General features: G+C 56.8%; 17 protein-coding genes and 1 tRNA gene. 15 read left to right on the top strand and 3 right to left on the bottom strand.

All coding sequences use genetic code 11. The features are described 5' to 3' along the window. Window positions 1–350 precede the first annotated feature (350 nt). Entirely contained in the window at window positions 351–1,541 is a 1,191-nt protein-coding gene (gene tuf / locus CBB91_RS00530; RefSeq protein ID WP_272983375.1) for an elongation factor Tu, read from the top strand. Here tuf and CBB91_RS00525 read toward each other — a convergent pair. Further along, on the bottom strand, window positions 1,531–2,154 hold the full coding sequence (locus CBB91_RS00525) for a carboxymuconolactone decarboxylase family protein (RefSeq protein ID WP_273011042.1): 624 nt from the start codon (window positions 2,152–2,154) through the stop codon (window positions 1,531–1,533). The two genes, tuf and CBB91_RS00525, sit on opposite strands and share 11 nt — an antisense overlap. Window positions 2,155–2,227: 73 nt before the next feature. Here CBB91_RS00525 and CBB91_RS00520 point away from each other — a divergent pair. Both CBB91_RS00520 and CBB91_RS00515 read left to right on the top strand, forming a co-directional pair. Continuing rightward, window positions 2,228–2,303 (top strand) — tRNA-Trp (locus CBB91_RS00520). 108 nt (window positions 2,304–2,411) lie between these two features. Beyond that, window positions 2,412–4,028, top strand: a complete 1,617-nt coding sequence (locus tag CBB91_RS00515; protein ID WP_273011040.1) for an alpha-amylase family glycosyl hydrolase — start codon at window positions 2,412–2,414, stop codon at window positions 4,026–4,028. Here the strand turns inward: CBB91_RS00515 and CBB91_RS00510 are convergent. Next, on the bottom strand, window positions 4,025–5,041 hold the full coding sequence (locus CBB91_RS00510) for a substrate-binding domain-containing protein (protein WP_273011038.1): 1,017 nt from the start codon (window positions 5,039–5,041) through the stop codon (window positions 4,025–4,027). The genes CBB91_RS00515 and CBB91_RS00510 overlap by 4 nt on opposite strands. Window positions 5,042–5,315: 274 nt before the next feature. Here CBB91_RS00510 and zwf point away from each other — a divergent pair, with 274 nt between their 5' ends. From zwf to eda, 5 genes are all read left to right on the top strand, one after another. Further along, a complete protein-coding gene (zwf, locus tag CBB91_RS00505) occupies window positions 5,316–6,785 on the top strand; it encodes a glucose-6-phosphate dehydrogenase (RefSeq protein ID WP_273011036.1) in 1,470 nt (489 codons plus the stop codon). Next, window positions 6,785–7,495, top strand: coding sequence for a 6-phosphogluconolactonase (pgl, locus tag CBB91_RS00500; RefSeq protein ID WP_273011034.1), 711 nt, complete (start codon window positions 6,785–6,787; stop codon window positions 7,493–7,495). Before zwf ends, pgl begins: the two co-directional genes overlap by 1 nt. Further along, complete coding sequence (gene edd, locus CBB91_RS00495) at window positions 7,495–9,327, top strand: phosphogluconate dehydratase (RefSeq protein ID WP_345906681.1); 1,833 nt, start codon at window positions 7,495–7,497, stop codon at window positions 9,325–9,327. The genes pgl and edd overlap by 1 nt, the downstream gene beginning before the upstream one ends. Before the next feature lie 3 nt (window positions 9,328–9,330). Beyond that, window positions 9,331–10,296 carry a glucokinase gene (locus CBB91_RS00490; protein ID WP_273011032.1) on the top strand — a complete coding sequence of 322 codons (966 nt, stop codon included), beginning with the start codon at window positions 9,331–9,333 and terminating at the stop codon, window positions 10,294–10,296. Beyond that, a complete protein-coding gene (gene eda, locus CBB91_RS00485; RefSeq protein ID WP_273011030.1) occupies window positions 10,293–10,928 on the top strand; it encodes a bifunctional 4-hydroxy-2-oxoglutarate aldolase/2-dehydro-3-deoxy-phosphogluconate aldolase in 636 nt (211 codons plus the stop codon). Before CBB91_RS00490 ends, eda begins: the two co-directional genes overlap by 4 nt. A 33-nt stretch (window positions 10,929–10,961) precedes the next feature. Here eda and purB read toward each other — a convergent pair whose 3' ends face one another. Further along, window positions 10,962–12,260 carry an adenylosuccinate lyase gene (gene purB, locus CBB91_RS00480; protein ID WP_273011028.1) on the bottom strand — a complete coding sequence of 433 codons (1,299 nt, stop codon included), beginning with the start codon at window positions 12,258–12,260 and terminating at the stop codon, window positions 10,962–10,964. A 1,366-nt stretch (window positions 12,261–13,626) separates the two neighbouring features. Between purB and CBB91_RS00475 the strand changes: the two genes are divergently transcribed. From CBB91_RS00475 to nuoG, 7 genes are all read left to right on the top strand, one after another. After that, a complete protein-coding gene (locus CBB91_RS00475; protein WP_273011026.1) occupies window positions 13,627–14,001 on the top strand; it encodes an NADH-quinone oxidoreductase subunit A in 375 nt (124 codons plus the stop codon). Beyond that, complete coding sequence (locus CBB91_RS00470; protein ID WP_035554996.1) at window positions 14,001–14,570, top strand: NADH-quinone oxidoreductase subunit B; 570 nt, start codon at window positions 14,001–14,003, stop codon at window positions 14,568–14,570. The genes CBB91_RS00475 and CBB91_RS00470 overlap by 1 nt, the downstream gene beginning before the upstream one ends. 11 nt (window positions 14,571–14,581) lie before the next feature. Further along, window positions 14,582–15,205 (top strand): NADH-quinone oxidoreductase subunit C, encoded by a 624-nt coding sequence (locus CBB91_RS00465; RefSeq protein ID WP_035555341.1) that lies wholly within the window; start codon window positions 14,582–14,584, stop codon window positions 15,203–15,205. Next, window positions 15,205–16,410: an NADH-quinone oxidoreductase subunit D gene (locus CBB91_RS00460; RefSeq protein ID WP_035554998.1), complete on the top strand. Its 1,206-nt coding sequence runs from the start codon at window positions 15,205–15,207 to the stop codon at window positions 16,408–16,410. The genes CBB91_RS00465 and CBB91_RS00460 overlap by 1 nt, the downstream gene beginning before the upstream one ends. A 76-nt stretch (window positions 16,411–16,486) precedes the next feature. Next, window positions 16,487–17,593, top strand: a complete 1,107-nt coding sequence (gene nuoE / locus CBB91_RS00455; RefSeq protein WP_273011021.1) for an NADH-quinone oxidoreductase subunit NuoE — start codon at window positions 16,487–16,489, stop codon at window positions 17,591–17,593. A gap of 3 nt (window positions 17,594–17,596) precedes the next feature. Continuing rightward, window positions 17,597–18,901, top strand: a complete 1,305-nt coding sequence (gene nuoF / locus CBB91_RS00450) for an NADH-quinone oxidoreductase subunit NuoF (protein WP_273011018.1) — start codon at window positions 17,597–17,599, stop codon at window positions 18,899–18,901. A 5-nt stretch (window positions 18,902–18,906) separates the two neighbouring features. Further along, on the top strand, window positions 18,907–21,009 hold the full coding sequence (gene nuoG, locus CBB91_RS00445; RefSeq protein WP_273011016.1) for an NADH-quinone oxidoreductase subunit NuoG: 2,103 nt from the start codon (window positions 18,907–18,909) through the stop codon (window positions 21,007–21,009). The last annotated feature ends 4 nt before the right edge of the window (window positions 21,010–21,013 follow it).

Genomic DNA, 21,013 nt, shown 5'->3' with positions numbered 1-21,013 from the left:
TCGGCGTCAAGAAACTGGCGAGATAAATCGATAGACCAGCCGCAGGCGTTCAACCTGCTTGAGGTTGCGCGAGCATCGGCGAGTTTCTTCAAAGGTGTCCGAGCAAGACGGTCCGCGTGCAGGGTCAGGTCATCGATCATGTCATTGTCCTTGCGTGAATTTTGTCGATTTCGGCTTATCCGTGCTTTGCAAGCGGGGCAAGACGGGAAACCTGACCGCAGTGAACTGGCAATTGCGAGCTTGAAACCCGCGCCGCAGATGGCTATGAGGCGCGTTTAACGGGCTATCCAGCCTGAACGCGTAACCCGTCCGGCGGGCCGGACACCTAAACAGAATTGAGGAGAGGCCCGATGGCCAAGGCAAAGTTTGAACGCAACAAGCCGCACGTCAACATCGGCACGATTGGCCACGTTGACCACGGCAAGACGACGCTGACAGCAGCGATCACGATGACGCTTGCAGAGCAGGGCGGTGGTGAGAAGCGGTCCTATGAGGACATCGACTCCGCGCCGGAAGAGAAAGCCCGCGGCATCACGATCAACACGGCGCACGTGGAATACGAGACGGAAAACCGTCACTACGCCCACGTGGACTGCCCGGGACACGCTGACTACGTCAAGAACATGATCACGGGTGCTGCCCAGATGGACGGCGCGATCCTGGTTGTGAACGCGGCTGATGGCCCGATGCCACAGACCCGCGAGCACATCCTGCTGGCGCGTCAGGTCGGCGTGCCGGCCCTGGTTGTCTTCCTGAACAAGGTTGACCAGGTTGACGATGAAGAGCTGCTCGAACTGGTCGAGATGGAAGTTCGCGAATTGCTGTCTTCCTACGACTTCCCGGGCGACGACATTCCGATCGTAGCCGGCTCTGCGCTGGCAGCTGTTGAAGGCCGCGACGACAATATCGGCAAAGAGAAAGTTCTCGAGCTGATGGCGGCTGTCGACGACTACATCCCGACGCCAGAGCGTCCGCTGGACAAGCCATTCCTGATGCCGGTCGAGGACGTGTTCTCGATCTCCGGCCGGGGTACGGTTGTGACCGGCCGCGTTGAGCAGGGCGTCATCAAGGTGGGTGAGGAAATCGAGATCGTCGGTATCCGCGACACCGTGAAAACGACCTGTACCGGCGTTGAAATGTTCCGCAAGCTGCTCGACCAGGGCCAGGCTGGCGACAACATTGGTGCGCTGCTGCGCGGTATCGACCGTGAAGGCGTTGAGCGTGGTCAGGTCCTGTGTAAGCCAGGCTCCATCACGCCGCACACCACGTTCGAGGCAGAAGCCTACATCCTGACGAAAGAAGAGGGTGGCCGTCACACGCCGTTCTTCTCCAACTATCGTCCGCAATTCTACTTCCGTACGACGGACGTGACGGGTGTTGTGACCCTGCCGGCCGACAAGGAAATGGTTCTGCCGGGCGACAACGTCAAAATGGACGTCGAGCTGATCCAGCCAATCGCCATGGACCAGGGCCTGCGCTTCGCGATCCGCGAAGGTGGCCGTACCGTCGGCGCCGGCGTGGTCTCCGCGATCAAAAAGTAAGACTTGCCCCCATCAGGCAAGACCGAGACAAGGCCGTCCCATCCGGGGCGGCCTTTTTTCTTGGGGGGCGTNAGTCCAGTTTGATTTCCGTGCCTTTGGGGCCGCCCTCTTCGACTTCGACCCCAAATGTCTCGAGGAAGCGGCAGACCATCATGTAGTATCCGATCAGCAAGACGAGTTCTTCCAGTNGCTCGGCTCCGAAATGTTTGAGGACCGGTTTCAGTGCTCCATCGGAGGGATGTGGATGGGTAACGAGATGGTCAGTGAAGGTCAGGGCGAGCTTCTGTTCGTGGCTGAGGCCCTCGGAGGATGGGCCCGCTTTGACGGCCTCGATCAAATCTGCGTCCATGCCAACGGCAAGCCCGATCGCTTCGTGCTGAGTGGTTTCGTANTTCGCATNNGAGAGATAACCNACNCGAAGAATTACGCATTCGCGCGTCACCGGATCCAGTTTGCCATTCTGAAGAAANGCTGTGCCCATGCCGACGAAGGGCTTCAACAGGTGAGGAGCATGCGACAACATTCGGAAGATATTGAGCGGCGCAAGCTTCTCCAACTGCAATTTTGTGTCTTCCGGGAGCGCTTCGGCTTCGGGATAGGGAATGCGGGTCACAGTTTTTCTCCTGAGGCTGAACCTCTAGTCTTGCGGCATGTCTTCAATTGAGGCAAACCGCTGTTTCGCCTGAAGGGGTATAGCTCAGTTGGTAGAGCATCGGTCTCCAAAACCGAGGGTCGCGGGTTCGAGTCCTGCTGCCCCTGCCAGGCGTCTTCCAGTTCACCGTCATGATTGGTCGTCCACAAGCGGGCGCTGATTGCTTATTTTTGACGCCATGCGATTGTTGATGGGCAATGCATGATTTGGACGGGAACATGACACAGCGATCACCGAGATCTTTCGATCAGCCTTGGTGGAAGGGTGCCGTTATCTATCAGATCTATCCGCGTTCGTATCAGGATACGACCGGAAACGGGGTTGGTGACCTGTCCGGCATTACCAGCCGGTTGGAACATGTTGCGTCCCTAGGCGTGGATGGGATCTGGATATCGCCCTTCTTCACATCGCCGATGAAGGATTTTGGGTACGATGTCGCCGATTATTGCAACATCGATCCTGTCTTCGGCTCCCTTGCTGATTTCGATCGCCTTTTGGACGAGGCGCACCGATTAGGCCTCAAGGTCATCATAGATCAGGTATACGCCCACACGTCGGACGCGCACGCGTGGTTCGCGGAAAGCAGGCAGGACCGATCAAATGACCGATCGGACTGGTATGTGTGGCGAGACCCAAAGCCTGATGGTAGTCCGCCCAACAATTGGCAGGCGGTGTTTGGCGGGCCTTCATGGACCTGGGATGCGCGTCGACAGCAATATTACATGCACAATTTCCTGCCGAGCCAGCCGCAGCTCAATCTGCACAATGCGAGCGTTCAGGGGGCGTTGCTGGACGTGATGCGGTTCTGGCTTGATCGCGGGGTTGATGGATTCAGGCTGGACGCCCTGAATTTCGCGCTGTTTGATCCAGAGTTTCGAGATAATCCACCGAAACAGCGCAGACCCGATGTGATATCGCGTCCCTTCGATCTGCAGGAGCACATATACAACCAATCCCATCCCGACTTGCCCGCATTCCTGCGCCGCTTGCGGTCATTGATGGATGAGTATGGCGACATCTTTTCTGTGGCAGAAGTTCCTGGAACGGATCCGCTGGAAGAGATGCGGGCCTACACGGCTGGAGAGGCGCATTTGCATTCCGCCTACAATTTCGATTTCCTCTACGCTGGAAATCTGACGGCAGAGATATTCGCGCGTTCACAGCGCAATTGGCTGGGCAGTGCGGGGGAAGGCTGGCCGTCCTGGGCTTTCTCAAATCATGACGCACCGCGCTGCATCAGTCGCTGGCTGAGCGAGGCGGATATCAATGTCCGCGCAAAGCTTACCAACGCGCTCCTTTATTGCATGCGGGGCAATCCAATTCTGTACCAGGGAGAAGAGTTGGGGTTGCCGCAGGCTGATATAGCCTTTGAAGATCTGCAAGACCCTGAAGCGATTGCGAACTGGCCTCGAACCCTGGGACGTGATGGCGCGCGTACGCCAATGCCGTGGAGTGGTGATTCCGCGAATTGCGGGTTCAGCAGCTCGAAGCCATGGCTGCCTATCGGGCAAGGGCATGGTGAACGTGCGGTGGCCGNCCAGGAAGCGCAGGCCGATTCTGTGCTCAACTTTACGCGCATGCTGGCAAGGGTTCGTTCAGAGTCGCCAGCGTTGCGCATCGGCGATATTCGAATCGATGTGGCCGAAGGCGATATTCTGGTTTTCCGGCGGAGCATCGAAAGTGAGACCGTAGAATGCGTGTTTAATCTGGGGCCCGCTGAGCAGGACAGTTCTGTCTCACTCGCTGAACCGGAAGACGTTTTGTTCGCTGTCGGAATGCAGGGTTCAAGCCTAGGGGGCTTGCCGCCGTTTTCGTGTCGTGTGTCTCGAATCTAGTTGAGTCCGCAGGATTCCCTCACGATCAGGTCGGTCGGTAGCCGTTCGGACCTCATGGCGCCGTTTTCGCCGGTGGCGATCAGCTTTGCGACCATGACCCGTCCCGCGCGTGTCGGATCCTGTGAAATTGTCGTTAGCGACGGGTGTCCATAGGCTGACAGTTGCAGGTCGTCGTATCCGACAACTGAAACGTCAGACGGAACCTTGAGTCCCTCTCGGGTCAGGCAGCGAATGGCCGCCATCGCAATCAGATCATTACCGGCGACGACCGCGTCGAAGGGAATGCCGCGTTCGAGNAGACTGGTGATCGCGGCCTCTGATGACTCCACGTCAAATCCTGCCTGGAGAGTGAGGTCGGGGTCCACTTCAAGATCGGCACGACGATGCGCGGCAACGTATCCTTCGTAGCGTTGATTGATTTCCGTGTTTGANGTGTCGCCGACAAATGCAAGGCGCCGTCGACCGAGATTNATTAGGTGAGTCGTCGCCTTGTTCCCGCCGCCNATATTGTCTGAACCGATCGAACAGTACTTTTGTCCTGGAATCTCCGCGCCCCAGACGATGAAACGTTTTTCAGTTTCGGCGAGTCGATTGAAGCGCTCATGTAGGAAGCTTTGCCCCAGGAAAATGACTCCCTCAGCGCGATTGGCCGTCATGATTGAAGCAAGATCATCCTGGTTTTTTGGTGTCAGGTAAGAGATCAACACGTCGCAACCTGCCGAGCGGCCCGCCTCGCTCAAGCCACCAATCAGTTCCTGAAAGAACGGATCCGACACTTCGGTCTGGCGACCGGCAAGCGTTGGGACGACAACTGCAATGGTCGCAGCAGCGCCAGACATGAGGGCGGGCATGGATGGCCGGAAATTGTAATTGTGATCGCGAGCAATCTTCCAGACCCGGCGCTTTGTCTCATCATTCACGGCTGGACTGTTGTTCAGTGCGCGCGATACCGTTGCGATTGAGACGCCNGCAATNGCGGCCAAATCTTCCAACCGCGTTCTAGAGCTGGACATCCTATGCTTCCTCCGCTTATGAACCCCGTAAAACAACGTTGTCACAAGTTATGGTGTATCGTCCATACCTGTGGTTGCGAACGCTGCAAATTTTGCAGTGAATGGTATCTGCCGGGGAGGCATGGNCAAATGACTGTCAAANCTGTTCGCCAATTCACGCATATGGCTCGCTGGGNCGTAAAGAAGGCCGGGGATACTGGAAACTTCTCGCGAACTGTACGTAGATGACGCTAGCCCGCCCCGCATTTTTTCCGACTATTGTGGAGACTGCCTGATGGCAAAGTTCATACCCGTCGATCCATTCGACATCGTTATTTTTGGTGGAACAGGAGATTTGTCTCGGCGTAAATTGTTGCCGGCGCTGTTTCATCGCTGGCTTGATGGTCAGATTCCTGAAACCAGCTGTATCGTCGGAACCGCGCGTAGCGAGATGGATACAAAGGCCTATCGCCAGATGGCGAAAGAGGCGTGCGAGGCCGCGTCAGGAGATAATTGGGATTCTAAGGAGTGGGCCAGGTTCGAGAAGCTGATCCACTATGTTTCAATCGATGCGACTCAGGAAGATGCAGACTGGGCGACGCTGAAATCATTCCTCACCCTGGATGACGCCCGTCCGTGTGTTTTCTATCTCGCCACATCGCCCCGCCTGTATGTCCAGATTTGTGAAGCGTTGGGCAAGGCCGGGCTGGCCGAGGAAAACATGCGTGTTGTTCTCGAAAAGCCCATCGGGACAGATCTTGAATCCGCCAAGGCGATCAATGATGGCGTCGCCCAGGTTTACGCAGAACGGCANGTGTTCCGTATCGACCATTATCTTGGCAAGGAGACGGTGCAGANCCTGATGGTTCTCCGATTTGCCAATATGCTGTTCGAGCCGATCTGGTCGCGCAACTATGTTGATCACGTCCAGATCACGGTTGCAGAAGANNTNGGGCTTGANGGGCGCGCGGACTATTATGACAAGTCCGGCGCNCTNCGTGACATGGTGCAAAACCATATGCTNCAGCTGTTATGCCTCACCGCCATGGAGCCGCCCAACAAGCTCGANGATGATGATGTGCGTACCGAGAAGATCAAGGTACTAAGCGCGCTTGTGCCGATCTCCGGAGATTCNGCCAAAAAGCTGACGGTGCGGGGGCAGTACAAGGCTGGTGTAAAAGACGGCAAGCCNGTNAAAGGNTATCTTGATGAACTCAGCTCGGATGAGGATAGCGCGACTGAGACTTTTGTGGCCATCAAGGCAAGTATTGATAATTGGCGCTGGTCTGGTGTGCCGTTTTACCTGCGCACAGGCAAACGCATGTCCCACCGGCATTCGGACATCGTCATCCAGTTCAAGCCGACCCCGCATTCGATCTTTGGGGAGGGCTATGAAAGCGCCAACCGCCTGGTCATTCGTCTTCAGCCTGATGAGGGTGTCAGACTGTTCGTGCAGATCAAGGAGCCGGGCCCAGGTGGCCTGCGGGTAAAGTCTCTTCCCCTCAACTTGTCGTATGCTGAGAGTTTTACCGTCCGGTATCCGGATGCGTATGAGCGGCTTCTGATGGATGTGGTTCGCGGCAACCTGTCTTTGTTCATGCGAAAGGATGAAGTCGAGGCGGCTTGGACCTGGGTCGATGGATTGATCGAAGCCTGGGAGCAATCGGGTGACAGGCCTGAGAACTATTCTGCAGGATCGGACGGTCCACTCGCGGCGGCAATGATGATGGACCGCGATGGGCGGGCTTGGTGGGAGGGATCGTGATGAGTCTCTCGCATGAGTTCCTGTCGTTCAATAGCCGTGAAGAGGCGACGCAATTTGCAACGCGTTTTATTCAGGGTGGGCTTACAAAAGCGCTTGAATCCAAGGCGACTGCTTCTCTCATGGTATCTGGCGGATCGACACCTGGCGGTGTGTTTGATGCGCTGACCGAAACCGGGCTGGATTGGTCGCGCGTGATTGTCGGTCTGGTGGACGAGCGGTGGGTGAACCCGGAGGACGAAGCGTCGAATGAGCGTCTGGTCAGGAATCGGCTGTTAAAGGGTCAGGCAGGCGCGGCCGGCTTCCTTCCGATGAAAACACTGGGTGACGCACCGCAAACTGCCGTGGAGGATAGACATCGCGCATATGGCCCTCATTGTGAGCCTGCGGACGTCGTACTTCTGGGGATGGGAGAGGACGGACACACAGCCAGTTGGTTTCCAAACTCTGGTGGATTGGCAGAAGCACTTGAAAGCAGTGGGGTGATCGCCGCGATCAATGCGGAGGGGTGCCCGGTCGCGGGCAATCATACGCAGCGCATGACCCTCACTGGTCGCGCAGTAACGGAAGCGGCATCCGCTATCCTTCTGATTTTCGGCGCTTCAAAAAAAGATGTGTACGATAAAGCCTTGTCTTCACCGGTAGAGGAAATGCCGGTTCGGCACGCAATCGACAAGCTAGGGCCGCGTCTGACGGTCGTATGGGCAGCATGATGACAAAAATGAATCCACGCATAGTCGAAATAACAGAACGTATCCGGGAGCGGTCTCGGGATACGCGGCAAGCTTACCTGGAAATGATCCGTGGTCGACGACCATCAGATTTTGCCCGTCGCCGTATGTCGGAAAGCAGTCTTGCGCATGCATCTGCTGGGTGCGCTGTCATTGAGAAAACCCAGATACTGGGTGCAGGCTGGCCCAATATCGGCATTATTACTGCGTACAACGACATGTTGTCAGCTCATGCGCCGTATCAGGACTATCCCGAGATCATTCGAAATGCTGCGCGAGAGGTGAACGCCATTGCGCAGGTTGCGGGTGGCGTGCCCGCGATGTGTGACGGGGTTACACAAGGCTTCACGGGTATGGAGCTTTCGTTGTTCTCCCGAGATGTTATCGCGATGGCATCGGCAATCGGGCTTAGCCATGATGTGTTCGATGGCGCGATGCATTTGGGCGTGTGCGACAAGATTGTTCCGGGTCTGGTGATTGCTGCGTTGCGGTTTGGGTGGATTCCTTCCATTTTCGTGCCGGCCGGCCCGATGCCATCCGGTCTTCCCAATCCGGAGAAGCAACGTGTCCGGCAACTCTTTGCGGAAGGCAAGGTCGGTCGTGACGCGCTTTTGAAGGCGGAGTCTGAAAGTTACCACACCCAGGGCACCTGCACGTTCTACGGAACCGCGAACTCAAATCAGATGCTCATGGAAGTGATGGGCTTCCATCTGCCGGGCGCGGCGTTTGCAAATCCAGGTACGCCAGTTCGCGAAGCGCTGACACGCGCAGCAACACAAAGAATTGCTATGCTTCACGCGCAAGGTGACGCGTACCTTCCCGCTGGCGAGATGGTAGACGAGCGCTCGGTTGTGAATGCTGTGGTGGGGCTGATGGCTACGGGTGGATCCACCAATCACGCTCTTCACCTTCCTGCTATGGCAGCGGCGGCGGGCATTATTCTGACGCTTGAGGATTTTGCTGACATCAGCGCGGTGACACCTCTGTTGGCGCGTGTCTACCCGAATGGACCGGCAGACGTGAACCATTTTCACGCTGCAGGCGGCATGGGCTTTCTGGTGCGCGAGTTGCTGGCAGCAGGTCTTATGGACGGCAGTGCAATGGGCGTCGCGGGGCCGATCTCGGAATACGGGGTTGAGCCATACTTGAACGATGGCGTACTTTCCTGGAGGCCGGCACCTGAAGAAAGTGCGAATACCGATATACTTCGTCCGGTATCAGATCCTTTCTCGAAGGATGGCGGGCTGCGCATGATGGACGGGCCGATTGGTCTGGGCGTCAGCAAGGTGTCAGCCGTCAAGCCAGAGCATCGGGTTGTCGAGGCGCCCGCAATCGTCTTTGATTCCCAGGAAGCCTTGAAGGCCGCGTTTGATGCGGGACAGCTTGAGCGGGATTTTATCGCAATCGTTCGCTTTCAGGGGCCCGCGGCAAATGGAATGCCAGAGCTGCACACACTGACACCGCCTCTTGCTGTGCTGCAAGACCGTGGGTTCAAGGTCGCGCTTGTCACCGATGGCCGAATGTCTGGCGCAAGCGGCAAGGTGCCATCTGCAATTCATGTCAGCCCCGAAGGCTCTCGGGGTGGGCCAATCGCGAAAGTGCGCGACGGAGACGTGATCGTCTTCGATGCGGAACGGGGCGTATTGGATATCAAGGTTGATCCGGTTGAATTCGAGGCGCGCTCTGCTGACGAGTATCGCCCGAACGATAGCGGCATGGGCCTGGGGAGAGAGATGTTCACATACTTCCGGGAATTGGCCGGGCCCGCAGCCAATGGCGCGAGTCACTTCAAATTTTCCGGCCGGGGAGACTGACGTATGGGTGACCGGGTATTGGTCGGGGATGTTGGGGGAACCAATGTCAGGTTCGCGCTCGCCAAACGGGCCGACGGAAAGATTGAAATAGAAGAGTTTGCGAAATTGGCCGGCGACAATTTCGATACTTTCGACGCCGCGCTGCAGCAATATTTCGACGATACCGGTCTAANCCCGAAGCAGGCGTGCTTTGCAATGGCGGGGCCAGTGCAGGGCGGAGAAGTGGAGCTTACCAACCGGAACTGGCAGGTGTCCGCAAAACGCCTGTGCGACCGATTTGAATTTGATGATGTTCAGATCATCAATGATTTCACAGCGATGGCACGTTCTGTGCCGGAACACTCCCCTGACTATTTCGAGGAAGTGCTGACCGGCGAAGAGAAGCCCGATCTGCCGGTAATCGTCGCTGGGCCAGGGACTGGGTTTGGCGTGGCCACACTATTTCCGCTTGGTGATGACGCTTGGCGTGTCTTGACGGGCGAGGGTGGTCACATCGCCTACGCTCCCCGAGACACGCTCGAATTCGACGTTGCGAGCGTGCTGATGCGTGATCAGGGCTACGTGTCAAATGAACTGGTCGCTTCAGGCATGGGGCTCGAATACGTCCATAGTGCGTTCTGCGAAGTGTTCGGACGCGACATGGAAGACGTGTCCCCGGAAGACATGCGAAAGCGAGCGGATGCCGGGGATGAAATGTTCGACCAACTCATAGCAATGCGCGCCAAAGCTGTGATGGGTGCAGTAGGAGACTTGGCCCTGGCGAACGGCGCGCTTGGAGGCATTGTGCTTGCTGGCGGCGTGACGGAGAGAATTGTCGATTATCTCCGGCGACCGGAGGCGATAGCGCGATTCAGGGAACGGGGCCCCATGTCTGGTTACCTTGCGAATTGTCCAGTACGCCTTATGCACGATCCCGAAGCGCCACTGATTGGTGCGGCAGCCTATTATGCTCAGGAGATGCAGACATGAATTCTTCGCTCGATGGCCTGAAGGCCGCCGCCAGCAAAGCGCCCATTGTACCGGTTTTGGTTGTTCCTGACGTCGCGGCAGCTGCGCCCTTGGCCAACGCGCTCGTCGAGGGCGGCCTGACGACGGCTGAAGTGACGTTGCGCACACCAAGCGGTCTGAAGGTCATTGAGGAAATGAAAAAGGCGTGTCCTGAACTCATCGTTGGTGCGGGCACAGTTCTGACGGGGGAAGACGTCAGGAACTCGCTGGCTGCTGGGGCAGACTTCCTGGTTTCTCCGGGCATGTCGCCGCGCCTACTGGATGCGCTCGGCGATCACAAGGGTGTCACCATTCCGGGCGTTGCGACGGCGAGTGAGGCGATGACGCGCTACGAGGAAGGCTTCGGCATGCTGAAGCTGTTTCCCGCCGCGATTGCCGGTGGCGTGGCAGCCTTGAAGGCGCTTTCCGGGCCGCTGCCACATTTGCAATTCATGCCAACCGGTGGAGTGAGTGCCGACAATGCTGGAGAGTATCTGGCGTTGCCGAATGTCGTCGCAGTTGGCGGGTCATGGATCGCAACGGAGAAAGACGTCTCATCCGGCGCGTGGGCAGACGTGACGAGCAAAGCAAAAACGGCGCTCAGCAAAATCTGAGCGCCGTCTGCCAATTTTCCTGAGACGGCGCTATCAGGCGCGCCCGAAAACCCGTTCGAAGATCGTATCGACTTGCTTGAAGTGGTAGTCGAGATCGAACAGGTCTTCGAGTTCGGCATCTGACAGGCGAGACGAGACTTCTTCGTCCTGTTTAAGAAGGTCAAGAAGATCACCTTCCTTGTTCCAGGTGCGCATCGCATTGCGTTGCACGAGGCGATAGCTGTCTTCTCGGCTGATGCCCTTTTCTACGAGCGCGAGCAGGATCCGCTGGGAATTGTGCAGCCCTCCCATGCTGTTGATCGTACCGATCATGGCGTCGGGATAAATCACGAGGTTCTCAACAACACCGCCTAGGCGATGAAGCGCGAAATCAAGGTGCACGGTGGCGTCAGGGCCGATGCCGCGTTCAACGGATGAGTGGGAAATGTCACGTTCATGCCAAAGAGCGACATTCTCCATCGCTGGCGTAACTGCCGAGCGAACGAGCCGGGCGAGACCGGTCAGGTTTTCTGTAAGGACCGGGTTTCTCTTGTGAGGCATCGCAGAGGAGCCTTTTTGGCCAGCCGAGAAAAANTCTTCGGCTTCAAGCACTTCTGTGCGCTGCAGGTGGCGAACCTCAGTAGCAAGGCGTTCAATGGAGGATGCGATGACGCCCAACACGGAGAAGAACATTGCGTGGCGATCGCGTGGGATAACCTGCGTGGAAACGGGCTCTACCTGCAGGCCCAGCTTTTCGGCAACGTGCGCTTCAATGGCCGGGTCGATGTTGGCAAACGTTCCGACCGCTCCTGATATGGCGCAGGTCGCGACTTCTTCCCGTGCCAGCTCCAGGCGTTTACGGGCACGTTGGAACTCTGCGTGGAATGTCGCGAGCTTGACGCCAAATGTCGTCGGCTCGGCATGGATGCCGTGGCTGCGGCCGATGGTCGGCGTGAGTTTGTGCTCGAAGGCGCGCTTTTCCAACGCAGCCAGGACGCGATCCACTCCCTTCAGAAGCAGATCAGTTGCGCGGACGAGCTGGACGTTGAAACACGTGTCGAGAACGTCTGAAGATGTCATACCCTTGTGGAGAAAGCGCGCTTCCTCGCCGACATGTTCGGCGACATTGGTGAGGAAGGCGATGACGTCGTGTTTTACTTCACGTTCNATTTCATCAATACGATCCACATCGAAACCGGCGCGCTCTCGTACAGCGGCGGTGACGCCTGCGGGGATAAGGCCTTTCTGCTCCATCGCTTCGGCGGCGAGCGTCTCAATCTCCAGCCAGATGCCGAATTTGGACTCGGGCGACCAAATGGCTGCCATTTCGGGGCGGGTGTATCTGGGGATCATGTTNTACCTCGGCGCTGGGAGTTCGGCCCTCTAATACTGATTGAGCCAGATAAAACCAGTGCCTGTTCCAAGGGATCGCAGGCCTAATTGCTTTGACAATTGCTGCGCAGCGGCGTCGACGACTTGGTTCGTCGCCGAAATAGGTGCATTTCTTGGCGAGTCAGGCGTGGTTTCGCGAGGAGTTCGGCGATGACANTGAGGTCTATGNTGGTGATTNGGGCGATTTCCTTCGTGGCGCTNGAAATGCGNGCCGAAGAANATGCCCGCATATGCAAGGCTCCAGTTGTTGTGCCAGCAACGTTCGANATTGTGACAGAGCAGATACTGGACCAGCCGGAACGCACCGAAATCCAGACCGTGCCCGCTAAATACGAATCTGTGGAAAGGCAATTCCAGGTCCAGGCTCCGACAATTCAGTATAAAATAGTGCCGGCAATCTATGAGACGGTCACTGAACAGGTTCAGATCAAGCCTGAGCGTACTGAAACTGTTGTAATTCCAGCAGAATATGAGTCTTACACCGAGCAGATACTCGTTCAGCCAGCGCATACGGTTTGGCGGTTGANGCCGCAATATCTGGGTGAGGCGTNGGGGCTGGATGAGCGTAGTTCGATAGATTTGAAGGATTACTTCGAGGCTGTGGATGTTCCCGCCGAGTACCAGTCGGTGACGAGAACGCGGATTGTTACGCCGGAGCGATCTGAAACACGCATTATTCCTGCGCAATATCAGACGCTGGTGAAGCGAGTTGTGGTGGAGCCGTCGCGTATTGAGGAAGTGCACAAGCCTGCTGAATACGAAATTGTTCAAGTAGAAGAGTTNGTGGCTCCGGCTCGAGAGGAGTTTGTGTCCGTTCCTGCTACCTATCGCACGATTGAAAAAAAGGTCGCCGCCAGTGAAGCCGTTCTTTCCTGGCGAGATGCGCCATGCGAGGATCAGNTCTCCGTTGGCGANATCCGGCGCATTCAAGNGGCCTTGGCTACGGCCGGATTCCAGCTTGAAATTGACGGNGTTCTGGGACCGACAACCCTGAATTCGNTGAGNGAGTATCAGCGTAAGAACGGGCTGGCCGANGGGCGTGTCACGTTTGAGTCGCTCAACATGCTCGGCGTCCAGTTGACGCAGTAATTATTTTGAGAATGAATCTCAAAAATGCTTGAAAATTCATGGAATTGGCAGGCTAGCTGTTGATCTGGCGGAACTTTTCGGCGTGACGCACCGCCGCAGAAACATGCCCGTGAATTAGGCAATTATTCGAGCTAGACTTAGTCGCTGCGATATATTGCGTCTGTCTGTTGCGCCATAAGCGAAACCGTCCTAATCCGGCGCCAGATCAAGCCACCCTTGGGGCAGGAGAATAGGTGACATGTCAGAAATTGAACGCTTAGCGCTCGATTATTTGCCGGTGATAATTTTCCTGGTCATCGGCGCCGTGATTTCGGGCCTGTTCATTGCAGGTTCTGCGCTACTGGCGCCCAGCGACCCTGATCCGGAGAAGAACTCAGCCTATGAATGTGGATTCCCGGCATTCGATGATGCGCGGATGAAGTTCGACGTGCGATTCTATCTCGTCGCGATCCTTTTCATCATCTTCGACCTCGAAGTGGCTTTCCTGTTTCCATGGGCCGTTAGCCTCGGAACAATCGGCCTCGTTGGTTTCTGGTCGATGGTTGGTTTCCTCGGCGTTCTGACCATTGGGTTTATTTACGAATGGCGCCGCGGCGCGCTGGAGTGGGAATAATGGCAGACGATTTCAAGACCTATGCTCTTGGCGGCGCCCGCACTGGCGTTGAGGGCGGCTTCGCGCCTGGAAATGATGATCCATTTTATACCGGATTGTCCGACCAGTTGGCCGATAAGGGCTATTTTACCGCTGCGGCGGATGATCTGATCACTTGGGCGCGCACGGGGTCACTGATGTGGATGACCTTCGGCTTGGCATGTTGCGCAGTAGAGATGATGCACGCGGGCAACCCACGCTACGACCTTGAACGTTTTGGGATGGCACCGCGTGGCTCACCGCGCCAGTCGGATGTCATGATCGTCGCCGGAACGCTGACCAACAAAATGGCTCCAGCGTTGCGGAAGGTTTACGACCAGATGCCGGAACCGCGCTATGTAATCTCGATGGGCAGCTGCGCGAATGGTGGTGGCTATTACCACTACAGCTACAGTGTTGTGCGGGGATGCGACCGCATCGTGCCGGTAGATATCTATATTCCGGGCTGCCCGCCGACAGCGGAGGCGCTGGTCTATGGTTTCCTCCAGTTGCAAAAGAAAATTCGCCGCGAAGGCTCCCTGGAGCGCTAGAGGCTGACATGATGACGAGTGAAGCAATCGAAGCCCTTACCGAGTTGGGCGCGCATATCGCAGGCCGGCAGCCTGATGCTGTGAAGTCCGCCGATGTTAACGTTGGCGAGCTTACCATTATGGCCGAACGCGATCATGTCTTGGGTCTGCTGCGTTTTCTGCGGGATGACCAACAATGCAACTTCGAGACGTTGATCGATATCTGCGGCGTTGATTATCCGGAGAATGCAGAACGCTTTGAAGTTGTTTATCATCTTCTGTCCATGCGCATGAATCATCGCATCCGCGTGCGCGTGAGCACGGATGAAGATACACCGGTTGCAAGCATTACGAGCCTCTGGCCATGTGCTGACTGGTTCGAGCGTGAAGCCTTCGATATGTACGGCATCCAGTTCGCAGACCATCCGGATTTGCGCCGAATTCTGACTGATTACGGCTTCGAAGGGTTCCCGCTCCGCAAGGACTTCCCGCTGACAGGGCACTACGAGGTGCGNTACGACGATCTTGAAAAGCGCGTCGTGTATGAGCCTGTAGAGCTGCCGCAAGAGTATCGCAATTTCGATTTCCTCTCACCATGGGAAGGTATGACGGGTCATATTCCCGGTGACGAGAAGGCCGAGGAGCCGACCGAATAATGGCTGACACTGCGCACATCTCTGAAATGGAAGACCGTAAGTTCACTTTGAACTTTGGTCCGCAGCATCCTGCTGCGCACGGCGTGCTTCGCATGATCCTTGATCTCGATGGCGAGATCGTTACCCGTGTCGACAGCCACATTGGCTTGCTTCACCGTGGCACTGAAAAGCTGCTGGAGTACAAGACCTACCTGCAAGGTATGCCATACTTCGACCGGCTGGATTACTGCTCACCCATGAACCAGGAGCATGCCTGGTGTTTGGCGATCGAGAAACTTCTTGGCGTTGAGGTTCCGCGCCGTGCGAGCTTGATTCGCGTGCTTTATTCCGAGCTTGGCCGGATCATGTCACACCTGTTGAACGTTGGAACAGGGGTGATGGATGTCGGTGCGCTGACCCCGATTACCTGGTGTTTCGAAGAGCGTGAGAAACTTTGCGTGTTCTACGAGCGAGCGTCAGGCAGCCGGATGCACGCAGCCTATTTCCGTCCAGGGGGCGTCCATCAGGATCTGCCTCAGAACCTGATCGACGATATTGCAGAATGGTGTGAGCACTTTCCTCGTCTGCTCGATCAGATTGAGAGCCTCGTCACCGAAAACCGTATCTTCAAGCAGCGCAATGTCGACATCGGCGTCGTTGATGAGAAAACCATCATGGACTGGGGCTTTTCCGGTGTGATGGTGCGCGGATCCGGGTTTGCCTGGGATCTGCGTCGGTCCCAGCCATATGAGTGCTACTCGGAGCTCGACTTCAAGATTCCGGTTGGCCGCAATGGCGATAACTATGATCGCTATGTCTGTCGCATGGAAGAGATGCGCGAGTCGGTGAAGATCATGCAGCAGTGCATCGATTTGATGTCCAAAGAAGGGCCGGGCCCGGTTCTGCTGGCGGGGTCGAAAATGGCGCCACCGCGCCGCGCCGAGATGAAGAATTCGATGGAAGCGCTAATCCACCACTTCAAGCTGTACACGGAAGGGTTTCACGTTCCCGAAGGCGAGTGCTACGCGGCGGTCGAGGCCCCGAAGGGCGAGTTCGGCGTTTATCTGGTTTCTGACGGAACCAATCGGCCATACCGCGCGAAGATACGTGCGCCGGGCTATCCGCACCTGCAGGCGATGGATCATCTTTGCAAGGGGCATATGCTGGCGGATGTGTCGGCGATCCTGGGTACGCTGGACATCGTGTTCGGGGAGATCGACCGGTGATCACGATCTGGGCAAAATTTTTGCGCGCCTCCGCTAAGCGGAATGTTGGCGCGACTGTTTCGAGAAGGGGCGAGTAGTGGCACTGCGCCGTTTTGATATTGAGGCTGGTGGCGATACATTCGCATTCAAGCCAGAGACCGAGGAAAAGATCTCGTTCTGGCGGAGCAAGTATCCATCCGACAAACAGCGTTCGGCTGTAATTCCCTTGCTGTGGCTGGCGCAGAAGGACAATAATGGCTGGCTGTCCGAACCTGCGATGCGCGAAGTCGCGGATCGTCTGGAAATGCCATACATTCGCGTCTATGAGGTCGCGACCTTCTACACGATGTTCCGTCTGCAGCCGGTCGGAAAATACCATATTCAGCTTTGCGGAACGACGCCTTGTCAGTTGCGTGGTGCCGAAAAACTCAAGGAAGTTTGCCAGACAGAAATTGGCAAGCAAATGTACGTCACGGATGACGGCCGCCTTTCCTGGGAAGAAGTTGAATGTTTGGGTGCGTGCGTGAATGCGCCCATGGTTCAGGTCAATGATGACTACTATGAGGATCTGACGCCAGAGTCGCTCGCCGTCATTCTCAACAAGCTGAAGAATGGCGTGGAGACGCACGCCGGACCGCAAGTAGACCGGATCAACAGTGCGCCTGAAGGCGGCACGGCGATCTTGACCGATCCGGACCTGTTTAACGGTTCGCGCAACGAAGTCACGTTCTTGCCGAACTTGCCGACGGCTGAGCCAGAGCCCGAAGCGACCGCAGCCGGTAAACCCGAGGAAGGCGCGCCGACAAACACGCAGCGCGAAGTTCCGCAAAAGGAGAATGCTGGCAAGACGACGCTGATCTCCAAGACCGAGAAGGCTTCAGAAGGTCAGAATGCTGCAAGTGCTGAAAAGCCTGCTGCGGTCGAAGTGCCGACGGATCAGCGTGACGATCTCAAGCGGATCAGCGGAATCGGCCCGAAGAATGAAGACGCGCTCAACGCGCTTGGTATCTTTAAATTCCAGCAGATCGCTGACTGGACACCGGCAAATGTCGACTGGGTGGAAGACTATATGAGCTTCCCTGGTCGGATCGAGCGCGAAGACTGGATTGGTCAGGCAAAACTGCTGGCCTCCGGAGGCGAGACGGATTTTTCAAAGCGTGTCGACGCTGGCGAAGTTGAATCCAGCAAGGATGACGAGGAATAGGGCATGCTGCAGGACAAGGATCGTATCTTCACGAACCTCTATGGTTTGCACTCGCCTGATCTTGAGTCGGCGAAAAAGCGTGGTGCGTGGCATCTGACCAAGGAGATGCTGGACCAAGGGCCGGATTGGATCTGTGATCAGATCAAGGCATCGGGTTTGCGCGGCCGTGGTGGTGCGGGATTCCCGACAGGTCTGAAGTGGACCTTCATGCCCAAGGAAGTGCGCGACCGTCCGCATTATCTCGTGGTCAATGCGGATGAATCCGAGCCAGGCACGTGCAAGGACCGTGAAATCATGCGTCACGATCCGCACTTGTTGATCGAAGGGTGCATGGTGGCGAGCCGCGCAATGCGTGCACACAAATGCTATGTGTACTTGCGCGGAGAATACATCAATGAACGCCAAGCCTTGGAGAAGGCGGTCAAAGAGGCATACGAAGCCAAGTTGATTGGCAAGGATAACGTGAACGGTTGGGACTTCGATCTCTACGTTCATCACGGTGCAGGCGCGTATATTTGCGGTGAAGAGACGGCATTGTTGGAGAGCCTCGAAGGCAAGAAGGGACAGCCACGCCTGAAGCCACCATTCCCGGCCAATGCTGGACTCTATGGCTGCCCAACGACGGTGAACAATGTCGAGTCGATTGCGGTTGCGCCGACTATTCTGCGCCGCGGCGCTGAATGGTTTGCGGGCTTCGGTCGTCCGAACAATACCGGCACAAAACTCTTTTGCATCTCCGGTCATGTGAACAAGCCATGCAATGTCGAGGAAGAAATGTCGGTCACCTTCCGTGAGCTGATCGACAATCATTGTGGTGGCATCCGGGGTGGATGGGACAATTTGAAGGCCGTCATCCCTGGTGGCTCGTCGGTGCCGATGGTGCCCGCCGAACAGATCATGGATGCCTACATGGATTTCGATACGCTGCGGGACTTGAAATCCGGTCTCGGCACTGCAGCGGTGATCGTGATGGACAAGGATACAGACCTGATCAAGGCGATCGCGCGTCTGGCATACTTCTACAAGCACGAATCATGCGGCCAATGTACGCCGTGCCGGGAAGGCACCGGCTGGATGTGGCGTGTTATGGAGCGCATGGTGAAGGGCGAGGCGGAGCACGATGAGATCGAGACTCTGCTCGACGTAACGAAGCAAGTGGAAGGTCATACGATCTGTGCGCTGGGCGACGCTGCGGCGTGGCCGATTCAGGGGCTGATCCGCCACTTCCGACATGAAATCGAAGATCGCATCAACCAATACAGGCTGCCGCGCGCCATGGTGCAGGGCGCAGTTGTGGCAGCGGAGTAGAGATTATGTCTGACGATCTTTTCAAGCTGAACGTCGATGGCAAGGACATTGAGGTCCCGCGTTCGTATACGNTGATGCAAGCGTGCGAAGAGGCCGGNGCCGAAATTCCGCGCTTCTGCTATCACGAGCGCCTGTCTGTGGCCGGTAACTGTCGTATGTGTCTCGTCGAATGGGAAGGTGCGCCGAAGCCGATTGCATCCTGCGCTCAGACTGTTGGCGATATGCGTCCTAATCGCGATGGGTCTGCGCCGAACATCCGCACCAAGGGTGCGTATGTGGAGAAGGCTCGCAATGGTGTGATGGAATTCCTGCTGATCAATCATCCGCTGGATTGCCCAATCTGCGACCAGGGTGGTGAATGCGACCTTCAGGACCAGGCTATGGCCTATGGGCGCTCCGGTAGCCGCTATGATGAGAATAAGCGCGCGGTTGAAGACAAGAATATGGGGCCTCTGGTCAAGACGATCATGACGCGCTGTATTCAGTGTACGCGCTGTGTTCGGTTTGCGGCTGAGGTAGCGGGCGTTGAAGAACTCGGCATGATTTCGCGTGGCGAGAATGCAGAGATCACAACCTATCTTGANAAAAGCCTNACGTCTGAACTNTCNGGCAATGTGATCGACCTTTGCCCCGTCGGNGCGCTCACCTCCAAGCCATATGCGTTCAATGCGCGTCCGTGGGAATTGCGCAAGACGTCCTCTATCGATGTGATGGACGCTATGGGCGCTGCCATCCGAGTCGATGCGAAGGGCGATGGCGTGATGCGCATCCTGCCTGAGGTGAGCGAAGGCATNAATGAAGAGTGGCTCTCCGACAAGTCGCGCTTTGTCTGGGATGGTCTCGCGCGTCAGCGGCTCGACAGGCCTTACATTCGTGAGAATGGCAAGCTGCGGCCGGCCACTTGGGGCGAAGCGTTTGGGGCCGTCAAAGCGGCTCTTTCAGTCCCGGCCGAGAAGATTGGCGTGGTCGCAGGTGACCTGATCGAAGTNGAACAAGCAAAAGCGGCGCTCGACCTGTTCCGTAGCCTCGGCGTAGCGAGCACAGATTGCCGTCCAGTGGGGGCACAATATGGTGTAGACGGCGTGCGCGAGCGTTACATTCTCAACGGGACGCTCGCGGGCGTGGAAGACGCGGATGCGCTCCTTTTGATTGGGACGAACCCACGTGTTGAAGCCGCAGTCTGGAACGCTCGCATCCGCAAGACCTGGCTGTGGGCTGACTTGAAAATCGGTCGTATCGGCGAAGCTGCAGACCTGACCTATGACCATAGCTGGCTCGGCGACGGTGCTTCGGCGCTTGCAGATATCCGCAACACTGATTTCGGAAAAGTTCTGGCCGGTGCCAAGCGTCCGATGATCGTTGTGGGTGAGGGGGCGCTTTGTGGCGAGGGCGGTCGGGCCGTTCTTGCGGAGGCACTGAAACTCGCAAATGAGATCGGCGCAGTGCAGGACGGATGGGCAGGCTTTGGTGTGCTCCACACTGCTGCGGGCCGAGTGGGTGCGCTGGATGTAGGCTTCGTGCCGGGTGACGGCGGGGCTGCTACCGGTGAGATCCTGTCCGGAAGCAAGGACACGGTCGTGTTGCTCGGCGCGGACGAAGTGAATTTGTCCGGTTTGGACGGCTCGACGGTTATTTATGTTGGCTCGCATGGCGATGCCGGAGCGGCTCGGGCGGACATCATCTTGCCGAGTGCAGCCTACACGGAGATGACCGCGACCTATGTGAACACCGAAGGCCGTGTTCAAATGACTTCCCGGGCCGTGCAGCCAAAGGGCGAGGCTCGCGAAGGATGGGCGATTTTCCGTGCCCTGTCGGATGTGATGGGCAAGACCCTTCCTTACGATACCGCTGAGGCATTGAGAGATGTGCTTCGCGGTCCAGAAGGCGAAAGTACAGTTTTCTCTGGCTTGGGATTTGCGCCCGGGGCGATGGGCGCTGAGGCCCTCAAGGCACCCGTGGAGGGTGTGGAAGGTTCGCTTTCTACCGCGACATTCCGTCCGGTGTTTGACGATTTTTACCTGACGAACCCGATTGCACGGGCGTCCAAGACGATGGCCGAATGTTCAGCGCTGGCCTCAGCGCTAGACACTCCGGTAGCAGCGGAGTAGGGCG

The sequence above is a fragment of the Hyphomonas sp. TMED31 genome (assembly GCF_002172815.1).
Taxonomy (GTDB): Bacteria; Pseudomonadota; Alphaproteobacteria; order Caulobacterales; family Hyphomonadaceae; genus Hyphomonas; species Hyphomonas atlantica.
The sequence above is the reverse complement of the archived record's forward strand: the minus strand, read 5'-3'. Positions and strand labels throughout refer to the sequence as shown.

Bases quoted from the DNA above. Each gene is read 5' to 3' on its own strand.
- tuf (WP_272983375.1), top strand. From the start codon at position 351: ATGGCCAAGGCAAAGTTTGAACGCAACAAGCCGCACGTCAACATCGGC.
- pgl (WP_273011034.1), top strand. From the start codon at position 6,785: ATGAGTCTCTCGCATGAGTTCCTGTCGTTCAATAGCCGTGAAGAGGCG.
- edd (WP_345906681.1), top strand. From the start codon at position 7,495: ATGACAAAAATGAATCCACGCATAGTCGAAATAACAGAACGTATCCGG.
- eda (WP_273011030.1), top strand. From the start codon at position 10,293: ATGAATTCTTCGCTCGATGGCCTGAAGGCCGCCGCCAGCAAAGCGCCC.
- CBB91_RS00475 (WP_273011026.1), top strand. From the start codon at position 13,627: ATGTCAGAAATTGAACGCTTAGCGCTCGATTATTTGCCGGTGATAATT.
- CBB91_RS00470 (WP_035554996.1), top strand. From the start codon at position 14,001: ATGGCAGACGATTTCAAGACCTATGCTCTTGGCGGCGCCCGCACTGGC.
- CBB91_RS00460 (WP_035554998.1), top strand. From the start codon at position 15,205: ATGGCTGACACTGCGCACATCTCTGAAATGGAAGACCGTAAGTTCACT.
- nuoF (WP_273011018.1), top strand. From the start codon at position 17,597: ATGCTGCAGGACAAGGATCGTATCTTCACGAACCTCTATGGTTTGCAC.